Source organism: Streptomyces kaniharaensis (assembly GCF_009569385.1).
GTDB classification, from domain to species: domain Bacteria; phylum Actinomycetota; class Actinomycetes; order Streptomycetales; family Streptomycetaceae; genus Kitasatospora; species Kitasatospora kaniharaensis.
Window position 1 is genome coordinate 5664539 of the sequence record NZ_WBOF01000001.1, and the last position, 18127, is coordinate 5682665.

Genomic DNA, 18127 nt, shown 5'->3' on the forward strand with positions numbered 1-18127 from the left:
TCAGGACGTTCACTTGGCGAGGTCCGTCGGGCCGACGAAGGTGTAGCCGAGGGCCTTGATGCCGTCGATCGTCTGTTGGAGCGGGGTCACGTCGTAGTACGGGTGGTAGAAGAAGCTCGCCACACCGTCCCGGACCGCCAGGTTGGCCTTGGCCGAGGCGATCAGATCGGCCGGAAGCCTCGCCGGGTGGTTGTTGAAGGGCAACGGCTCGTAGTTGCCGATGTTCTCGGGAAGCACGGTCGTCCCGTAGACGTCCTTGACCGCGTACGGGAAGAACTGGCCGATGTAGCGGCCGGGATTCACGGTTCCGCCGCTCAGCGTTCCGGCGAAGTACAGCGGGCGCTCCAGCCGCGCCGTGTAGTTCTGACCGAAGACCTGGTAGTCGGCGGCCGAGGCGGCGTAGTGCGGGGTCGTCCAGAGCGCGGGCTTGGGCAGGCCGGCCGCGGCGAAGGCGGCGAAGGCCGAGGTCACCCGGTTCTGGGCCCAGGCCGGGGAGTCCTCGGCGTGCGGCCCGTCGTAGATGACGTTGTTGGCGGCGTCGATGTGGGCGCGGAAGAACTCGAAGTCGTCGCCCGTGACGGCGGTGTAGGGGTTGTTGACGTTGTTGTACTGGTGCGTGTAGCCGTGGTTCATGAGGACGGCGCCGTGCTGGAGCATGTACTGGAGCACGGCGACGACCTGCGGGGCCTGGGCCAGGGTGACGGTCTCGGGCTTCCCGTTGTTGTAGACCCCCTTGGGATCGGCGTAGACGGGGATGACGTTGATTCCGTACGGGATGTTCTGCGAGGCCAGGTAGTCGGCCATGGTCCGCAGCTCCGTCGGGTCCGACTTGGGGCTGATGTCCTCCAGCCGCACGAACGCCCGGTGGCGCTCGGTGGTCGCCGGGGCGAGGGCGTCGAAGAGGAGGTCCTCGAAGGCGATCACGCGGTCCGACTCGGAGACGTAGGAGAAGGGGATCTCCCCCACGTAGGTGAGGTTGGCCGAGCGGATCGCCCACGGGCTGGTGTTCCCGGTGATGGCGTCCGTGGCCTGCGCGAGCTGGGTGACCTGCGGGTAGCCGCCGCCGGAGAGGGCGGGGTGCAGCACTCCGCCGTCATAGCCCGTGGGGATCTTCCGGGTCAGCGACTGGTTCTTGTACGTGACCTGGTTGATGCGGCCCACGCTGCCGTTGGTCTCGAAGTAGGAGTTGGTGGGGTCCCAGCCGTACTTCTTCTTGAAGTTCTCGATGCCGACGGCGTTGGCCATGTTCCAGACGTTGTCGCCGATCCAGTTGATCGGCTTGCCGGTGGTCATCGCGTCCTGGTAGAAGGCCGCCGGCACGGCGTCGGGGATGGAACCGCCGTAGTAGGTCGAGCCGATGTAGATGGTGGCGGAGTACTGCTCCACCATGCCCGCGGTGTACGCGGAGACCGGCTTGGAGGTGACGGTGCCGAAGTGGCCGGCGAGGTTGGCGATCGCCATCGCGTAGAGCTCGCCGAGGTAGCCGTAGGGGCCGGTCGTGTCGTAGAGGACGAGGGTCGAGGTGCCGGCGGAGGTGCTGGAGGCCGACGTGTCTGCCGCGGCGTCCAGGGGCCGGGCGGACGGGCCCTCGACGGTGGCCTTGGGGGCCGCGGCCGTGGCCGGGGTGATGGTGAGCTGGTGCGCGTGGCGCTCGCGGTCGTTCTCCAGCCGCGCGGCGCCCCAGGCCATCAGGTCCTCGGTGCCGGTCGTGGAGGTCGAGGCGGGGCCGATGCCCTTGAGCCCGTGGGACGGACGCGGCGGCTTCCCGCCCTTTGTCACCGCCTCGGCGCCCGTGGAAAGCGCGACGCCACCCAGTAGGGCGGTGGTCACGGCAAGGACGAGCGAGACCCGGGAAACCGGAGTTCTCCCTCTCACATTCTTCATTGCTGTCCCCCCTGATTTAAGTTTTTTGCCGGTTGTTCACCCGAGGTGCCCCGGTAAAACTGGTGGAGGCGCATCGATGAAGCCCCGACAGTTTTCTGATTCTTACGCCAGGCCGGGGGAGTGTCAATAGGACGCCGCGGTCCAGACCAGGCATTTAATGACAGCCCGACTTGCTCTCCGGCAAAGCGAGACAAGTCAGGCATGCTGGATGGTTCGATGAGTCGAGGGCGGAGACGGGGAATGCCCGGGTCGCCGATGCAGGCGATCCCGAATCCGCAGGTGGAATCGCGTTTCGAGCAGCCTCTGGTTCTCGGCGGCGTAAAGCCGAAGATCATCGCCGAGTATGAGCGGCGGGACATGTGGGGCAAGGGGTGTTGGTGGACCCGCTCGCCGTGGGAGTGCGGCGAGACGACGGCGCGACGAATGGTACAGACCATTAATCCCATGCGTCACACTGGCCTCGGTACCGGGCAGGACCGGCGCGCCGGCCCGCGGAATTAAATGTTCCGATTCCACATGCCTCACGATTAAGCGCCTGACCCGTGCTTGTCGTCTGATAGCCTCCGTGCACACGCCTCGGGACGACGGGCGAGGCGAAATCCGGGGGGATTTCATGTACGGTAAACCCGCTTTGGGTATAGTCCTGCCCTTGGCCGGACTGACGGCGGCCCCAGAAGTTCTGCCGGGCATACCCTTTGCCAGGGGACTGCAGGAAGTGGCCGGTGCCGGATTCCTGCTCTACTGCGCGACGGCCGCCGCTCTTCTTCTGGCCAAATTCTGGTTCGTTCTCCGGAACTCTGGTGAACGTCGATGATCACGGAGGTTCTTCTCTGGTCGAGCATCGCCATCATCGTGATGGCGGGCTGCTACAACTCCACTCTCTTCGTCCTCTCCCGACGCCGGGTCCGCCGCGACCAGGGCCCGCGCGCCGAGCGTCTCTACGTCTTCCTCCTCGCCTGTCTGAACGAGGAGAAGGTCCTCTCCGAGAGCCTGGCCCGGATCACCTCACTGCCGGCCGGCAACTTCATGGCCCTGGTCATCGACGACGCGTCCGAGGACCGCACCGCCGACATCGCCCGCGCCGCCGACCCCGACCGGGTCAAGCTCCTCCAGCGGCAGCTGCCCAACGCCCGCAAGGGCAAGGGCGCCGCCCTCAACGCCGGCATCCGCCACCTGCGGGAATCCGGCATCCTCGACGGCCACGACCCGAGCGACGTCATCGTCTGCGTGGTGGACGCCGACGGCCGCCTCGACCCACACGTCGTCCAGGCCGTCGACCCCTACTTCGACGACCCGCGCACCGGCGCCACCCAGGTCGGCGTGCGCATGTACAACCGCCAACAGGGCCTGCTCGCCCGGCTCCAGGACATGGAATTCGTCATCTACGGCGACATCTTCCAGTCCGCCCGCCGGTTCTTCGGCAGCGTCGGCATGGGCGGCAACGGCCAGTTCATGCGGCTCTCCGCGCTGGACACCCTCAGCGACGAGAACGGGAACGGGCCGTGGAGCGACTCCCTGACCGAGGACCTCGACCTCGGGGTGCGCCTCATCGCCGGCGGCTGGACCAACCACCACTGCACCACCGCCGCCGTCTCCCAGCAGGCCGTGCTCGACGTGCGCCGGCTGGTGCGCCAGCGGTCCCGCTGGTTCCAGGGCCACCTGCAGTCGGCCGGGCTGGTCCCGCTGATCCTGCGTGAAGTGCCCACGAAGGCCGCGATCGACCTGCTGTACCACCTCTCCAGCCCCGTGCTGATCCTGCTCACCTCGCTGCTGCCGCTCTCCTTCGTCGTCGCCACGGGCGGCGTCGTGATCGGCTCCATCGAGGCCGGCCACCCGCTGATGTCGCCCATGTGGATCATCGGCCCGTACGTCCTGTCCTTCACCGCGGCGTACGCGTACGGCTGGGTCTACTCCCGGCGCGAGCGCGGACTCGGTCTCGTCCGCGCGGTCCTGCTCTCCCACGTCTTCGTCATCTACGGCTACATCTGGTTCGCCGCCGGATGGTGGGGCCTGTGGCGCATGCTCACCGGCAAGCAGACCTGGCTCAAGACCGCGCGCACCTGACGCGCGCCCATCCCTTCCCGTACCTCAAGCAAGCACCCTCTAGGGAGACCCATGTCCCCGAACGTCATCACCACGCCCGTCCGCGCCATGCTCGTCCTGGGCACCCGTCCGGAAGCGATCAAGCTCGCGCCCGTGGTCCGCGCGATGGCCGCCTCCCCGCACTTCGAGCCCCTCGTCGTCAGCACCGGCCAACACCGCGAGATGCTGCAGCAGATGCTCGAACTCCTGCAGGTCGAGGCCAAGGTCGAGCTCGACGTGATGAGAGAGCGGCAGGAACTGTCCAAGCTGACCGCCCGGCTGGTGGACGGGCTGGGCGAGGTCGTCCACGCCGAGCGCCCCGACCTCGTCGTCGTCCAGGGCGACACCACCTCCGCGTTAACCGGTGCCCTCGCCGCGTTCTACGAGCACATCCCCGTGGCGCACGTGGAGGCCGGGCTGCGTACCGGAGTTCTCGACAACCCCTTCCCCGAGGAGCTCAACCGCCGTCTCATAGGCCGCATCGCGCGCTGGCACTTCGCGCCCACACCCCGCGCCGCCGGGCACCTCACCGCCGAAGGCGTACCGGCGGCCGAGGTGTTCGTCACCGGCAACACCGTCATCGACAACCTGCTGTGGGTGCTCGAACAGGGCGCCGGCCGCGACCACTTCCGCAGCGACCTGCGGCGCGTCCTGGTCACCCTGCACCGCCGCGAGAACCAGGGCGACAAGATGCGCGCCATGGGCAAGACCCTGCGCCGGCTGGCCGACCGCGGCGACGTGGAGATCGTGCTGCCGCTCCACAAGAGCCCCGCCGTCCGCGAGGCCCTGCTGCCCGAGCTGTCCGACCACCCGGACATCCGGATCGTCGAGCCGCTGGACTACGTGGACTTCTCCGCCACCCTGGCCGGCTGCGACCTCGTCCTGACCGACTCCGGCGGCATCCAGGAGGAGGCCCCCACCCTCGGCAAGCCGGCCCTGGTGCTGCGCACCACCACCGAGCGGCCCGAGGCCGTGGAAGCCGGCGCGGCCCAACTGGTGGGCACGGATCCGCAGGTCATCCTGGACGCCGCCGTGCGGCTGCTGGACGACGAGGAGGCGTACCGGACGATGGCGAAGGCCGGCAACCCCTTCGGTGACGGGCACGCGACGGAACGGATCCTGGCGCAGCTGGCCGAGGACTTCGGGGTGGACACCGCCGCGGCGCCCGCGCTGAACCCGCTGGTCGTCCCCCAGCCCGACGGTCCGGGGTCATACTCGACGGCATGACGAGAGTTCACCGGCTCCTCGCCCTCGCACTGCTCGCCGCCGCCGCGATGGCGGGGCTCGCCTTCACGGTGAGCGACATCGGGGGAGGCGGGGACGAAGAGCCGGCGCGGCCGTGGACCGACGGTTCGGTCCACGGCCCGTGGCGGTCGGTCTTCGACGGCCACGGCGAGAACACCGGCCTCCACAACGGCCTGGCCCTCTCGCCCAAGGCCGCGCAGAAGGCGGAGGAGACCCACGCCGGACTGATCGTCTCCACCCAGCAGTACCAGGACATGGACCTCCAGGCCCGCATGCGTACGGTCGCCCAGCTGCGCACGCCCAATCCCAATCCCTGGGAGGTGCCGTGGCTGGTGTGGGCGTACTCCGACCCGGAGCACTTCTACTACCTCATCCTCAAGCCCAACGGCTGGGAGCTGGGCAAGCGCGATCCCGCCTACCCCGGCGGCCAGCGCTTCCTGGCGACCGATTCCGAGCACTTCCCCATCGGCAGGTGGTCCGAGGTGAAGGTGGCCCAGCGCGGCGCGCACATGGAAGTGAGCGTCGACGGCAAGGACCTGGTGGCCTACGAGGACCGGGAACATCCGTACCTGCGCGGCAGTATCGGGGCGTACACGGAGGACGCCCGGGTGGTGTTCAGCGACATCGCGGCCGAACCGGCGGAATAGGCCCCGTGTCCCGCCCAGTTGGGCCGGACACCGCCTGCGACACCGGCCCCGGTCCGACGGCGGTCGGACCGGGGCCTGATGGAGCGTCAGTCGGTGGGGTTGAGGCTCCAGCGCTGGTTGGTGTGGTTGTCCGCGTACCACTGGATCACCGGGGTGCCGTCGTTCGCGTTCGCGCCGGCCACGTCGAGGAGGAGGCCGCTGCGGAAGTTGACGACGGCCAGGGTGTCGCCGTTGACGTTGACCCGCCCCCAGCGCTGGTTGTCGCCGCCGTTGCAGGTCCACTGGCCGATCGCCGTCCCCGCGGCGGTGCTCCAGCCCGGCACCTCCATGCACTTGCCGCTGTTGACGTTGACGACGTAGCCGTTGCGGACCTGCCACTGCTGGTTGTCGTCGCCCGTGCAGGCCGCCTGGCGCACGGGCGCGCCGTCGTCCGTGCGCGAGTCCGCGACCTCGAGGCACTTGCCGCTGAAGGCGGCCCGGATCTCCACGGCGGAGTCGGCCGAGAGCGGGACGAAACCCGAGGCCGAGGCCGGCACGGCGGCCAGCAGCCCGGCACCCAGGCCGAGGGCGAGCACGGCGGCGGACGAGCCGAGGCGGCGCTTGACGGTGGAGTGGATGGTCATTGTTGTTTCCCCCCTGTGGATCCTGTGGATCCCATACGGATGTGGTCCGAAGTGAGACACCCGGGCCTCCCGGCCGTCTCACTTCCGTAGACGTGTGGCCTCCGTGGAGGTTGCAGGTCCGTCGGAAAATTCCTGTGAGAAGCCGCCGTCGTGCCGATCCGTGTTGCAGCGGCCGCCTGATGTCCGATCACTGCCTTTCGCTTTGCTCAGGGGTTCCATGCGCAGTTGCTGGCGCCCGTTTGTCGCCATGGCCCTCGTTATCCGGGAGCGGTAAAGCTACCGAGGAAGTTCAGCGCCTCCTCGGCGGGGCTTCCGGGTGGGGCCGTGTAGATTACGAGGAGGTGGTGCGCGGCGCCGGGGGCTTGGAAGGTCTCGTAGTTGAGCGTCAGGTCGCCGACGGCGGGATGCCGGAAGCGCTTGGGCCCGAAGGTCTTCTCGTGCACGTGCTGACTGGCCCACAGAGTGCGGAACTCGCCGCTTCCCAGGGAGAGTTCGCCGATCAGGCGGAGGAGTTGCGGGTCGTGCGGCCGGCGGCCGGCCGCCATGCGCAGGATGCCGACGGTGGTGCGCGCGGCCTCGTCTCAGTCGAGGTGGACCTCGCGTGCGTCCGGGTCCAGGAAGATCCGGCGGGCCATGTTCCGCTCGCGGGGCGCGAGTTTGGGGAAGTCGGCGATCAGGACGGCCGCGAGACGGTTCCAGGCGAGGACGTCGTTGCGGTCGTTCATGATCACGGCTGGCGCGTGGGCATGCCTCGATCGTTCGCGAGCGCCGTGGGCGGATGAAGAGACTGCCGTTCCCTGGGAACGACAGACCCACTTCTCTGGTGTGGGGTCGGCGCCGGTTCCCCTGTCGTGGATGTCGAGACCCCGGCGGGACGTCGTCAGCAGGGCATCGCCAGCCGCGGGTTCGCAGGGGTGCCGGCGAGTGGGGGTGACCAGGGGCTGGGGCCGTGGCGCAATTGCCAGGTGGCGGTGGGGTGTTGCTTGATGCGGAGGCCGTCGTGGGGCTCCCGGCGGATCGGCCGGCGAGCCGGCGCATCTGGGCATGTGCCCGTCGACGGGCCGCCCTGGTCCTCGCGTCGCCGGCGCCGCTATCGCTCCGCGTCGGCACATGCGGGGTCGGCGGCGGCCTGGACGAGGTTCTGCTCCAGGCGCTCCAGAGTGTGCAGGGCCGCGGTGCACTCGTCGGGGGAGAGGCCCGCCGTCACGAGGCCCTCCAGCTGGCTCCAGCTCTGCTCGACCTCGCGCCGTAGGGCGTGGCTGGCGGCGGTGGGTTCGATGAGGGATGCGCGCCTGTCGGTGGGTGAGGGGCGGCGGCGGACGAAGCCGGCCTGCTCCAGGCGCTGGACGGTGCGGGTCATGGTGGCGGCGTCGGAGTCCATGAGCCGCACCAGGTCGGTCTGGCGCTGGGGGCCGAGTTCCCAGAGGTGCATCATGACCAGTTCCTGGCCCGGGTGGAGGCCGATGCGGCGCAGCAGCTGTCCGGCGAACATGCGGTGCAGGCGGGCGAGGCGGAAGATCGCGTGACTGACGGGCCCGCCGCTGGCCGCGGCCGGCATCGGGACGGTGGCCTCCTGCCCCGTCCTCGCGGGACTCTTCCCGGCCTCCGGGGTGGACTGCGTCATCTCTTCCTCACTTTCCTGCTTGGTCAATATCACCTTACCGTCCGAGCCTGCGGCTCGCCGAGTTTCTTAGGTGCCATGCACATACAGGCAGGTAAACGTATGTGACGGGCATCACATCATGGCCGGGGAATGCTCTCGCGAGGTTTACTTGTTCGAACAGTCAATGGCTGCAGTGGTCCTGTCCGGGCCGCCGCGCCTCACGCACCGAGGAGAGATCATGACCACTGCTTTCGAGCCGATCGTTCTGGGCGGCAAGCGCCTGGCCAGCCGTATCGCGATGGCGCCGATGACCCGCAGCCGCGCCTACGGGCCGGGCGCGGAGCCGACGGAGCTGATGGCGGAGTACTACGCCCAGCGTGCCGGCGCCGGCCTGATCGTCACCGAGGGCATCCAGCCCTCGCCGGTCGGCCAGGGCTACCCCGACACCCCGGGCCTGCACACGACCGGGCAGGTGGAGGCGTGGCGGACGGTGACCGACGCCGTGCACCGCGAGGGCGGGGTGATCTTCGCGCAGCTGATGCACACCGGCCGGATCGGCCACCCCAGCCTGCTGCCCGACGGCCTGGTGCCGGTGGGGCCGTCGGCGGTGGCCGCCAAGGGCCAGGTCTACACCCACGAAGGGCCGAAGGAGTTCGTGACGCCGAAGGAGCTGGGCGAGGCGGAGATCCGGCAGACGATCGCCGACTTCGCCGCCGCGGCCCGGAGGGCCATCGAGGCCGGGTTCGACGGCGTGGAGATCCACGGAGCCAACGGCTACCTGATCCACCAGTTCCTGGCCCCCAACTCCAACCTGCGTACCGACGCCTGGGGCGGCGACACCGAGGGCCGGATCCGCTTCGCCGTCGAGGTCGTCACGGCCGTGGCCGAGGCGATCGGCAGCGACCGGGTCGGCCTGCGGATCTCGCCCGGGAACCCGTTCAACGACATCGCCGAGGACAGCCCGGGCGAGGTCTACGGGGCGCTGCTGGAGCGGCTCGCCGGCCTGGACCTCGCCTACCTGCACCTCATGGAGGGCCCGGACGGCGACCTGACCGCCCGGCTGCGCAAGGCCTGGCACGGCACGTTCGTCCTCAACCCGTTCACCCACCCGGACGTCACCGGCCCCGACGCGCTGGCCCTGATCGAGGACGGCAGCGCGGACATGATCGCCTACGGGGCGCTCTTCCTGGCCAACCCCGACCTGCCGGCCCGCCTCGCCGCCGGCGGCCCGTTCAACACCCCGGACCCGTCCACCTTCTACGGCGGCGACCACCGCGGCTACACCGACTACCCCACCCTCACCTCCTGAGCGGCGAGCCCGCCCTCGTGCCCGCACAGTGATTCAGAGCGCGTGCGGTTCCCTTCCCCGTCTGCTTTCACCTGGGAGTACCTGATGTCCAGAGCGATCACTTTCTCCGAGTACGGCACGCCCGAGGTGCTGCGGCTGTCGGAGGTCGCCACGCCGGAGCCGGGCCCGGGCCAGGTCCGGATCCGGGTGCGGGCCGCCTCCGTGAACCCGCTCGACATGAAGATCCGATCCGGTCTGATGGCCGGCGTCGCCCCCGCGCGCTTTCCCGTGACCCCGGGTCTGGATGCGGCCGGTGTCGTCGATGCCGTCGGCGAGGGAGCGGACGCGGCCGTGGGGGACGAGGTCCTCGGCGCCACCGTCGGCGGCAGCTACGGCGAGTACGCCCTGCTCGCCCGGCCGGTGGCCAAGCCCGAGTCCCTGTCGTGGGAGGTCGCCGCCTCGCTGGTCACGGTCGGCCGGACCGCGTTCCGCGTGCTGGGGCAGTTGGGTGTGCAAGCGGGTCAGACCCTGCTCATCCACGGCGCCGCCGGCAGCGTGGGCGTCATCGCCGTGCAGCTGGCCGTCGCCCGCGGCATCACCGTCATCGGAACGGTCGGCGAGCACGACATCGAGCGCGTCACCGCGCTCGGAGCCACCGCCGTCCGCTACGGCGACGGCTGGGTGGAGCGCGTGACGGCAGCGGCTCCCCAGGGAGTCGACTTCGTCTTCGACGCCTCCGGCGCCGGCGTCCTCGCCGACTCCGTCGCCCTGACCGGCGATGCCGGCAAGGTCATCACCATCGCCGACATGTCCGCCAAGCAGCACGGCGTCCGCTTCAGCGCCGGTACCGACGACCAGGGCGGAGAGTCCCTGCCGGAGCTGGTGCAGCTGGCTGCCGCCGGCAAGCTCACCGTGCCGATCTGGCGCACCTACCCGCTGGCCGAGGCAGCGAAGGCCCACGCCGACCTGGAAGCCCACCGCAACCAGGGCAAGGCCGTCCTGCTGCCCTGACCCTCTGTGCCACCGCCTCGCGTCGCGGGAGCGGACGAGGCGGCTCGGGGCCGCAGCCGGCACCCGCACCTCAGCCGGCTGCGGCCCACCTCTGCGGGCCGCCATCCGGCCGATCAGCACCACGATGCTCGCCGACCGGCTGCGCGCACTCCTCGACGCCGGGCTCGTCACCCACTCCCAGCGGTTCCCCCGGCCCGCCACCAGGCCGGGGGAACCGGAGTCGACCCCAGCACGGCTCGGTGCGTATGGCGGTCCCTGCTGGAGCAGGCCGTCACCCGCCCGTGAGCCGGCGTCGCCCGTCGTCCAACATCCGCCACCCCGATGCCCCCGCGCCCCAGTGCCGCGAACGCGTGCGCGTTCGCGGCGAGAAGGGTCTTCGCCGGGGCGGTCGTCCGCCGAAGCACGCCGCGTGATCAGTCATGTCGGCGGGGGCGCGAGAATCTCAGTGGCGCAGCTGACCGCCCCATGCTGGAGTGGGCGGATGGATCATGAAGAAGTGCTCGCCCTGTTCGACCGCCGGCTGAGACGCGACGCGAAGGCCGACGGCCCCGGGGTTCGTGTCGAGCGTGACGGCGACGTCGTGCGGCAGGTCGGCGCGCATCACGACTGGAACGGCGTCCTCTGGTCGGACCTCGACGGTGCCACCGCGGATGCGGCGATCACGGCGCAGGTGCGGTACTTCGCCGCGCTGGGGCGCGAGTTCGAATGGAAGGCATACGCTCACGACAGGCCCGGTGACCTTGGGATGCGGTTGCAGTCGGCCGGGTTCACGGCCGGGCCCGAGGAGGCGGTGATGGTCGCCCGGATCCAGGATCTGCCCACCGTCGTCGCACTGCCCGAGGGCATCCAGCTGCGTCCGGTCACCGACTCCGCCGGGGTGGATCTCGTGGCGGACGTCCACGAGCAGGCCTTCGGCACCAGCAGCGCCCGCCTGCGGCAGCGGCTGCTCGACCAACTGGCCCAGAACTCGGAGACGGTCAGCATGGTCGTCGCGATGGCCGGCGACCTGCCCGTGTGCGCGGCGCGGATGGAACTGAACCCGGGCACGGAGTTCGCGGGCCTCTGGGGCGGCGGCACTGTGGCCGCCTGGCGAGGCCGGGGTGTCTACCGGGCTCTGGTCGCGCATCGTGCCCGAATCGCCGCTGACCTCGGCTACCGCTACCTCCAGGTCGACGCAAGCGACCAGAGCCGCCCCATCCTGCAACGACTCGGGTTCACGGTTCTGAGCACCACGACCCCCTACGTCTACCAGCCCTGACCCAACGACCGTCATCGTCGAGGCGACCGGAGCCGTCCCGGCCTGACGCGGACGCGCCCGCAGGCAGCGGTCGGTGCGAGGGCGGGTGCCCGCCGGGCCGGACGCTCGGGGGCGCGTCCGGCCCAGCGGGCCGATGGTGGGGCCGGCCGGTTGGGTGGTGGCCGGCGGTTTCAGGAGGCGGCGATGGCTCCGAGCACCCGCATCCGGGCGGCCTTCACGGCGGGCAGGACCGCCGCGGCCAGGCCGGCCACGGCCGATCCGGCGAGCACCGCGAGGATCGTGGTCCACGGGATGCTGAGCGCGGTGATCCCGTACAGCACGAGGACCCTCTGCCCGGCGACGCCCCAGGCCAGGCCCAGGCCGAGGCCGAGCAGGGCGCCGTGGACGGCGATCAGCACGGACTCCAGCCGGATCAGGCGGCCGACCTGTCCGCGCGAGGTGCCGATCGCGCGCAGCAGCCCGATCTCGCGGGTGCGCTCGATCACCGACAGGGCGAGGGTGTTGACGACGCCGAGGACGGCGATGACGATCGCGAGGGCGAGGAGGGCGTAGACCAGGTGGAGGACGGTGCCGACCTGGCCGGTGATCTGCTTCTTGTAGTCGGCCTGGCTCTGCACCGTCACCTGCGGGTAGGGCGCGAGCGCCGAATCCAGGGCCGTCTGGACCCTCTGCTTGTCGGCACCGGCTGCGGTGTCGAGGTAGAGGGTGAAGTCCTGGGCCTCGGGGGCGTACTTGTTGAGGGTGTCGAGGGAGATCTCCCAGCTGCCGCCGTCCTTGCCCGCGCCCGCCGGGGGCTTGGAGATCGCGCCGACGGTGAGGGTGCCCACGTTCCCGTTGAGGAAGTGGAGTTCGACGGGGGAGCCGATGGTGAGGCGGTCGGCGTTGGCGGTGGTCTCGTCGACCATCACCTTGCCGGCCGCGACGTCTGCGGTGGAGCCGGCGACGTACTGCGGCTTGACGGCCTGGTCCACGGTGGCGGTGTCCACGCCCGACATCACCAGCTGGAACCCGTTGAGGTGGGCCACCGCGTAGCGCTGGCGCGTGACGGCCTGGATGCCGGGGACGGCCCTGAGCTTGTCGGTCACCTCGTGGCCGATCGGGGTGGCGCCGTTGCCGGACAGGACGTAGTCGGCGCCGAAGGTGTTGTCCACGTCGCGGTCGACGGAGGTGGTCAGCGAGGCGGCGAGGACGGCGACGGCGCCGACCAGGGAGAGGCTGATCATCAGTGCGCCCGCGGTGGCGCCGGTGCGCCGGGGGTTGCGGACGGCGTTGAGGCGGCTCATCCGGCCGACCGCGCCGAACACGGCCGGGTACGGCGCCCCGAGACCGTACACGACCACCCGCGACAGTGCCGGGCCGAGCACGGCCAGGGCGACCAGCGAAAGGAGGATGCCGCCACCGAGCAGTCCGCCCGCCATGACGATCGTGGCGTGGTGCGTCGCGGCGCCGTACAGCAGGCCGCTGCCGGCCGCGAGCAGGACGCTGCCGAGCGCGGTACGGCGGCCGAGCTTGGGGGCGGGCGGGGTGGTGGCCTCGCGCAGGGCGGCCATGGGGGAGATCCGCGCGGCGCGGCGGGCCGGCAGGTACGCGGCGACCAGGGTGACGACGACGCCGACCGCGTAAGCCGCCACCGGCGTGAGCGGGTTGATGACCAGCGCGGTGCCGGACAGGTCGACGCCGAAGCCGGAGATCAGCGACTTCAGTCCGGCGGCGAGGCCGATGCCCGCGCCGAGGCCGAGAGTTGAGCCGATGACGCCGAGCAGCAGGGCCTCGGTCAGCACCGCGCGCAGCACCTGGCCGCGTCCGGCGCCGAGCGCGCGCAGGAGGCCGAGTTCACGGGTGCGCTGGGCGACGAGCATGGAGAAGGTGTTGAGGATCAGGAAGATCCCGACCAGCACGGCCAGTCCGGCGAAGCCGAGCAGGGCGAGGGTGACGACGCTGAGGAAGGAGCTGATCTGCTGGGCGGCGGTCTCGGCCTGCTGCTCCTTGGTGGCCACCGAGTAGCCGTCGCCGAGCGCGGCCTTGATCCGCTGCTGGGCGGTGGCGTGGCCGGTGCCGGGGGCGGTGTCGACGGTGACGCCGGTGAACTGGTCGGGCTTGCCGAGCAGTTGCGTCTGCGCGGTCGCGGTGTCGGTGTACACCATGGTCACGCCGGGGTTGCCGGTCGTGAAGGTGACGATGCCGACCACCGTGCCGGGCATGGAGCCGGTGGGGGTGAGGATGTGCAGCGGGTCGCCCAGGTGGAGGTTCTTGTGCCGGGCGCTGGCCTGGTCGATGACGATCTCGCCGGCCTTGGTGGGGGCGTGGCCCTCGGCGAGGTGGACCTGCGGGTCGTCGTACCAGTTCTGGCCGAGCGTCGGGGCACCCGTGGTAGCGCCGACGGGCTTGTCGTTCCGGTCGACGACGGTGAGGTTCTGCAGGCTGATCTGCCCGTGCGCGGCCTGGACGCCCGGGACGGCCGCGACCTTCGCCACGACGGCGGCCGGCATGGTGGGGACCTCGCCGGACAGGCCGCGGTCCTCCACCTCGGGCGTGAACGCCTGCTTCGGCTTGACCGTGACGTCCGCCGCGGTGGAGCCGGCGATGTTGGTGAAGGCCACGTTGATGGTGTCGGAGAACACCAGGGTGCCGGAGACGAACGCCACGCCCAGCAGGACGGCGAGGGTGGACAGCGCCATCCGGCCCTTGTGGGCCAGGAAGTTGCGGATGCTTGCCTTGACCACGGTCAGCTCCTGCGTCCGGCGCCGTCGAACTTCCGCATCCGGTCCAGCACCGAGTCCGCGGACGGCTCCAGCAGCTCGTCCACGATCCGCCCGTCCGCGAGGAAGAGCACGCGGTCGGCGTACGAGGCGGCGACCGGGTCGTGGGTGACCATGACGATGGTCTGACCGAGGTCGTCCACGGAGGAGCGCAGGAACGCGAGGATCTCGGCGCCGGCCCGGGAGTCGAGGTTGCCGGTGGGCTCGTCCGCGAAGATGATGTCCGGTCGGCTCGCCAGCGCGCGGGCGCACGCGACGCGCTGCTGCTGGCCGCCGGACAGCTCGGTCGGGCGGTGCTTCAGGCGCCCGGCCAGGCCGACGGTGTCGATGACCTTGTCCACCCACGCCTGGTCGGCCTTGCGGCCGGCGATGTCCATGGGCAGGGTGATGTTCTCCAGCGCGGTCAAGGTGGGCAGCAGGTTGAAGGCCTGGAAGATGAAGCCGATCCTGTCCCGGCGCAGCTGGGTGAGCTTCTTGTCCTTGAGCCGGGTGATTTCGTTGTCACCGATCCAGATCTGCCCGCCGGTGGCGGTGTCGAGACCGGCCAGGCAGTGCATGAGCGTGGACTTGCCGGAGCCGGACGGGCCCATGATCGCGACGAACTCGCCGTGCGGCACGGACACGCTGACCGCGTCCAGCGCGACCACCCGGGTCTCGCCGGAGCCGTACGCCTTGGTCAGGCCCTCGGCGCGGGCGGCGATGGTCCGGGGCGGGGCGCCGGCCGCCGTTGCTGTGCTCACGCACGTCCTCCTGGGCTCTCCCTCACGGGAAGGCGTGAGGGCATGGCAGACTCTGGATGGGCAGGAGCTTCTACTGGAAACGTAGAACTTCTACGTGGAATGTAGAAGATGGAGTGGGAGGAGACCAAGTTCGTGGGCGTGCACGAACCCACCGCGGCCGCGGGGCGGGGCAGGGGCGAACTGGAGGCCGAGGTCCTGTCGGCCCTCCAGCAGGCGGCTCCCGAGGCCTTGACTCCGGGGGAGGTGCTCGAACGGGTCGACGGCCGGCTCGCGTACACCACCGTCGTCACCGCCCTGAGCCGCATGCACGCCAAGGGGCTCCTGGCGCGCGAGAAGCGCGGCCGGGCCTTCGCCTACACCGCCGTCTCCGACGAATCCGAGCTCGCCGCCCGCACGATGCGCCGGGTCCTGGACGGCGGCACCGACCGCGCGGCTGTGCTGACCCACTTCGTCGACGAGCTGTCCGACGCCGACGAGGAGTTCCTGCGCCGGCTGCTGGACACCGGCAGGTAGGGATCCACCGGATGCACATCGCCGTCTACCTGCCGCTGCTCTTTCCGCTGCTGGCCGCGCTCGTCGCCCGGTCGGTCGGCGAGCGGCTGCCGCCCCGCCTGGCGACCTGGCTGCTGACCGTCGGCTCGCTGGTGCTCGCGTCCGCCAGCACCGCGGTCCTCGGCATGCTCGCGGTCACCGGCCTGATCCGTATCCCCCTGCTCGCCCGCCTGGCCCACGACCACTGGTCGGCGCACGCGGCCCAGCGCCACGACCCCGCCTCGTTCTCGGTGGCCGTCCTCGCCGGTGTGCTGCTGGCCGCCGTCGCGGCGATGGCGGTCCGCATGCTGTGGCGACGGGCCCGCGCCCTGGCCCGGGCCGCGACCGAGGCGGCCTGCCTGCCCGGCCGCGACCAGCTGGTCGTCATCGACGACCCGGCCGCCGAGGCCTACGCCATCCCCGGACGGCCGGGCCGCATCGTGGTCTCCACCGGCATGCTGAGGTCCCTCGAACCGGCCGAGCACCAGATCCTGCTCGCCCACGAGCGAGCCCATCTGGCGCACCACCACTACCTCTTCGTCGCCCTCGCCCAGCTCGCCGCCGCGGCGAACCCGCTCCTGCGGCCGCTGGCCGCCACGGTCACGTTCACCGTCGAACGCTGGGCCGATGAGAGCGCCGCCACCGCCGTGGGCGACCGCGAGCGGGTCGCCCGCACCATCGGCAAGGCGGCCATCGCCGCCCGCCGCACCCGCGCGCGGAGCTGGATCCCCTCCGCCGCCCTCGGCATCCTCGGCCGGCTGCGGCCGCGCGGGCTCGGTCCCGTCCCGCGCCGGGTCACCGCCCTGCTCGCCCCCGCCCCGAGCCGTCACGCCTGGTCGATCGCCGCCCTCGCGGGCCTCGCCGTCGCGACCGCGCTGTGCGTGACGGAGGCCGCGCACGACCTGGAGGAGTTCCTGGAGCTGGCCAAGCACGCCTCCCACAGCTGACGCGTCCGGCCGGGGTCGTCGGGCGGGACGGCCGTCAGGCGGCGGGTCGGGTCTCCGGGAGAGCGGGGAGGTCGGCGACGCTGTCCAGTACGTAGGTGTGGGGGTGGGCCTCGAAGGCGGCGCGGGTGAGCTCGCCGGTCAGGACGCCGACGACCACGCCGGCTCCGGCGTTGCTGCCGGCCTCCACGTCGACGACGGTGTCGCCGGCGGTCAGGACGCGGCGGGTGTCGATGACGCCGGTCTTCTCCATCGCCCGGTGGATCATGTGCGGGGCGGGGCGCCCGCGCGGGACCTCGTCCGAGGTGACGACCGCGTCCAGGTTGCCGCCCTCGCCGGCCGACCAGCCGAGCGAGTCCAGCAGCGGGTACGCGACGTCGGCGCTGAAGCCGGTGGTGAGCGCGACCTTGATGCCGCGCCCGCGCAGCTCGGCGAGGGCGGCCTCCACGCCGGCTATGGCCTGCGGCGGCGTGGCCCGGTAGGCCTCGCGCAGGAACACGGCGAAGGCCTCGTAGCTCTCCTCGACCAGCTCCGGCGTCGGAGTGCCGCCGCCCAGGCGGACCAGGGCGGTGATGGCCTCGCGCTTGTCGGTGCCCATCCAGGTCTGGAGGTCGGCCTCGGCCACCGGCACCCCGGTCCGTTCGACGGCGGTGCGCAGCGCCCGGTAGACGGCGCCGCTCTCGTTGATGGTGGTGCCGGCCATGTCCAGTGCGGCGAGCTCGATCACGGTGTCAGTCCTCTTCGGTGCGGTAGCGGCCGATGACGGTACGGCCTTCGATGGTGTTCTCGATGGTGAACGTGGCCATGGCGGGCAGGTAGCGGTCGTCCGCGTCCTCCAGCGGCTCGCCGCGGCTCGACGTGGTCAGCCGTCGTACGCGCAGCAGCGGGCCACCGACGGCGACCCGCAGGAGCTCGGCGTCGTACGGCTGGGCGGCGACGGCGTCGATGGTGTGCCTGGCGTGGTGCAGGTCGACGTCGCGGCGCAGCAGCTCCTCGTAGACGGAGCCGGTGTCCGGGTCGAAGTCGAACAGGTAGCGGCCGACCTCGTGGACGAAGGTGGAGCGCTCCAGCATGGCCGGGACGCCGTCCAGCAGTCGCAGCCGGACGAGTTCGACGACCGGTGCCCCCTCGGCGAGGCCGAGCCGGGCGGCGGCCTCCGGGGAGGCCCGACGGCGGGCCACCTCGATGGTCGTCTGCCCGGGCTCGCGGCCGATGGTGCGGGCCCACTGGGTGAAGGACAGGAACGTGGCGAACGGCTGCGAGGGAGTCGCACGGTGGGCCACCGGCGGCTTGCCGCGCCCGCCGACGAGGCTGCCCTCGCGGCGCAGCATGGCCAGGGCCTGGCGGACCGGGCCGCGCGAGATGCCGAACTCGGCGCACAGCTGCGACTCGCTGGGTACCGGCCGCCCCTCGGGCCACTCGCCGGACTCGATCCGGCGCAGGAACTCGGCGCCGAGCCGTTGGTGGAGCGGAGCGTCCTCACTTGTCTTCACAAGATGACTATGGCACTCC

Annotated in this window: 16 protein-coding genes and 1 pseudogene; 9 read left to right on the top strand and 8 right to left on the bottom strand. The window is 71.1% G+C overall.

Going from position 1 to position 18127, the window contains the following annotated elements:
* Positions 1–9 precede the first annotated feature (9 nt).
* Positions 10–1830: a polysaccharide deacetylase family protein gene (locus F7Q99_RS25315; protein ID WP_326847102.1), complete on the bottom strand. Its 1821-nt coding sequence runs from the start codon at positions 1828–1830 to the stop codon at positions 10–12.
* Positions 1831–2533: 703 nt separating this feature from the next.
* On the opposite strand from F7Q99_RS25315, the gene F7Q99_RS40485 reads away from it, so the two are divergent.
* Genes F7Q99_RS40485 through F7Q99_RS25330 form a run of 4 tightly spaced genes read left to right on the top strand, consistent with a single transcriptional unit; the run spans position 2534 to position 5858 of the window.
* The gene (locus tag F7Q99_RS40485; protein WP_195911164.1) at positions 2534–2698 is read left to right on the top strand and encodes a hypothetical protein; all 165 of its coding nucleotides are present in this window, start codon (positions 2534–2536) and stop codon (positions 2696–2698) included.
* Positions 2695–3948: a glycosyltransferase gene (locus F7Q99_RS25320; RefSeq protein ID WP_153465051.1), complete on the top strand. Its 1254-nt coding sequence runs from the start codon at positions 2695–2697 to the stop codon at positions 3946–3948. Before F7Q99_RS40485 ends, F7Q99_RS25320 begins: the two co-directional genes overlap by 4 nt.
* Positions 3949–3999: 51 nt before the next feature.
* Complete coding sequence (wecB, locus tag F7Q99_RS25325) at positions 4000–5193, top strand: non-hydrolyzing UDP-N-acetylglucosamine 2-epimerase (protein ID WP_230210311.1); 1194 nt, start codon at positions 4000–4002, stop codon at positions 5191–5193.
* The gene (locus tag F7Q99_RS25330) at positions 5190–5858 is read left to right on the top strand and encodes a family 16 glycoside hydrolase (RefSeq protein WP_153465053.1); all 669 of its coding nucleotides are present in this window, start codon (positions 5190–5192) and stop codon (positions 5856–5858) included. The genes wecB and F7Q99_RS25330 overlap by 4 nt, the downstream gene beginning before the upstream one ends.
* Before the next feature lie 86 nt (positions 5859–5944).
* Here the strand turns inward: F7Q99_RS25330 and F7Q99_RS25335 are convergent, their stop codons facing one another.
* From F7Q99_RS25335 to F7Q99_RS25345, 3 genes and pseudogenes are all read right to left on the bottom strand, one after another.
* Positions 5945–6481, bottom strand: a complete 537-nt coding sequence (locus F7Q99_RS25335) for an RICIN domain-containing protein (RefSeq protein ID WP_153465055.1) — start codon at positions 6479–6481, stop codon at positions 5945–5947.
* Between the two features lie 257 nt (positions 6482–6738).
* Positions 6739–7593, bottom strand: a pseudogene (locus F7Q99_RS43260) (MmyB family transcriptional regulator).
* A complete protein-coding gene (locus F7Q99_RS25345; protein WP_153465057.1) occupies positions 7572–8105 on the bottom strand; it encodes a MarR family winged helix-turn-helix transcriptional regulator in 534 nt (177 codons plus the stop codon). The pseudogene F7Q99_RS43260 and the gene F7Q99_RS25345 overlap by 22 nt, the downstream one beginning before the upstream one ends.
* Before the next feature lie 217 nt (positions 8106–8322).
* Here F7Q99_RS25345 and F7Q99_RS25350 point away from each other — a divergent pair, with 217 nt between their 5' ends.
* The 3 genes from F7Q99_RS25350 to F7Q99_RS25360 all read left to right on the top strand — a co-directional run bounded on the left by F7Q99_RS25350 (position 8323) and on the right by F7Q99_RS25360 (position 11641).
* Complete coding sequence (locus tag F7Q99_RS25350) at positions 8323–9393, top strand: alkene reductase (RefSeq protein ID WP_153465059.1); 1071 nt, start codon at positions 8323–8325, stop codon at positions 9391–9393.
* Positions 9394–9477: 84 nt separating this feature from the next.
* Entirely contained in the window at positions 9478–10383 is a 906-nt protein-coding gene (locus F7Q99_RS25355; protein ID WP_153465061.1) for an NADP-dependent oxidoreductase, read from the top strand.
* 481 nt (positions 10384–10864) lie between these two features.
* Complete coding sequence (locus F7Q99_RS25360) at positions 10865–11641, top strand: GNAT family N-acetyltransferase (RefSeq protein WP_153465063.1); 777 nt, start codon at positions 10865–10867, stop codon at positions 11639–11641.
* Positions 11642–11811: 170 nt separating this feature from the next.
* Here F7Q99_RS25360 and F7Q99_RS25365 read toward each other — a convergent pair whose 3' ends face one another.
* Entirely contained in the window at positions 11812–14364 is a 2553-nt protein-coding gene (locus F7Q99_RS25365) for an ABC transporter permease (RefSeq protein ID WP_326847103.1), read from the bottom strand.
* 2 nt (positions 14365–14366) lie between these two features.
* Positions 14367–15140 (bottom strand): ABC transporter ATP-binding protein, encoded by a 774-nt coding sequence (locus tag F7Q99_RS25370; protein WP_326847104.1) that lies wholly within the window; start codon positions 15138–15140, stop codon positions 14367–14369.
* A gap of 108 nt (positions 15141–15248) precedes the next feature.
* On the opposite strand from F7Q99_RS25370, the gene F7Q99_RS25375 reads away from it, so the two are divergent.
* Positions 15249–15653 carry a BlaI/MecI/CopY family transcriptional regulator gene (locus F7Q99_RS25375; RefSeq protein ID WP_153465065.1) on the top strand — a complete coding sequence of 135 codons (405 nt, stop codon included), beginning with the start codon at positions 15249–15251 and terminating at the stop codon, positions 15651–15653.
* 11 nt (positions 15654–15664) lie between these two features.
* Positions 15665–16618, top strand: a complete 954-nt coding sequence (locus tag F7Q99_RS25380) for a M48 family metalloprotease (RefSeq protein ID WP_153465067.1) — start codon at positions 15665–15667, stop codon at positions 16616–16618.
* Positions 16619–16652: 34 nt separating this feature from the next.
* On the opposite strand, the gene F7Q99_RS25385 is transcribed toward F7Q99_RS25380, so the two are convergent.
* Positions 16653–17342, bottom strand: coding sequence for a phosphonatase-like hydrolase (locus F7Q99_RS25385; RefSeq protein ID WP_326847105.1), 690 nt, complete (start codon positions 17340–17342; stop codon positions 16653–16655).
* 4 nt (positions 17343–17346) lie between these two features.
* On the bottom strand, positions 17347–18108 hold the full coding sequence (locus F7Q99_RS25390; RefSeq protein WP_326847106.1) for a GntR family transcriptional regulator: 762 nt from the start codon (positions 18106–18108) through the stop codon (positions 17347–17349).
* Positions 18109–18127 lie beyond the last annotated feature (19 nt).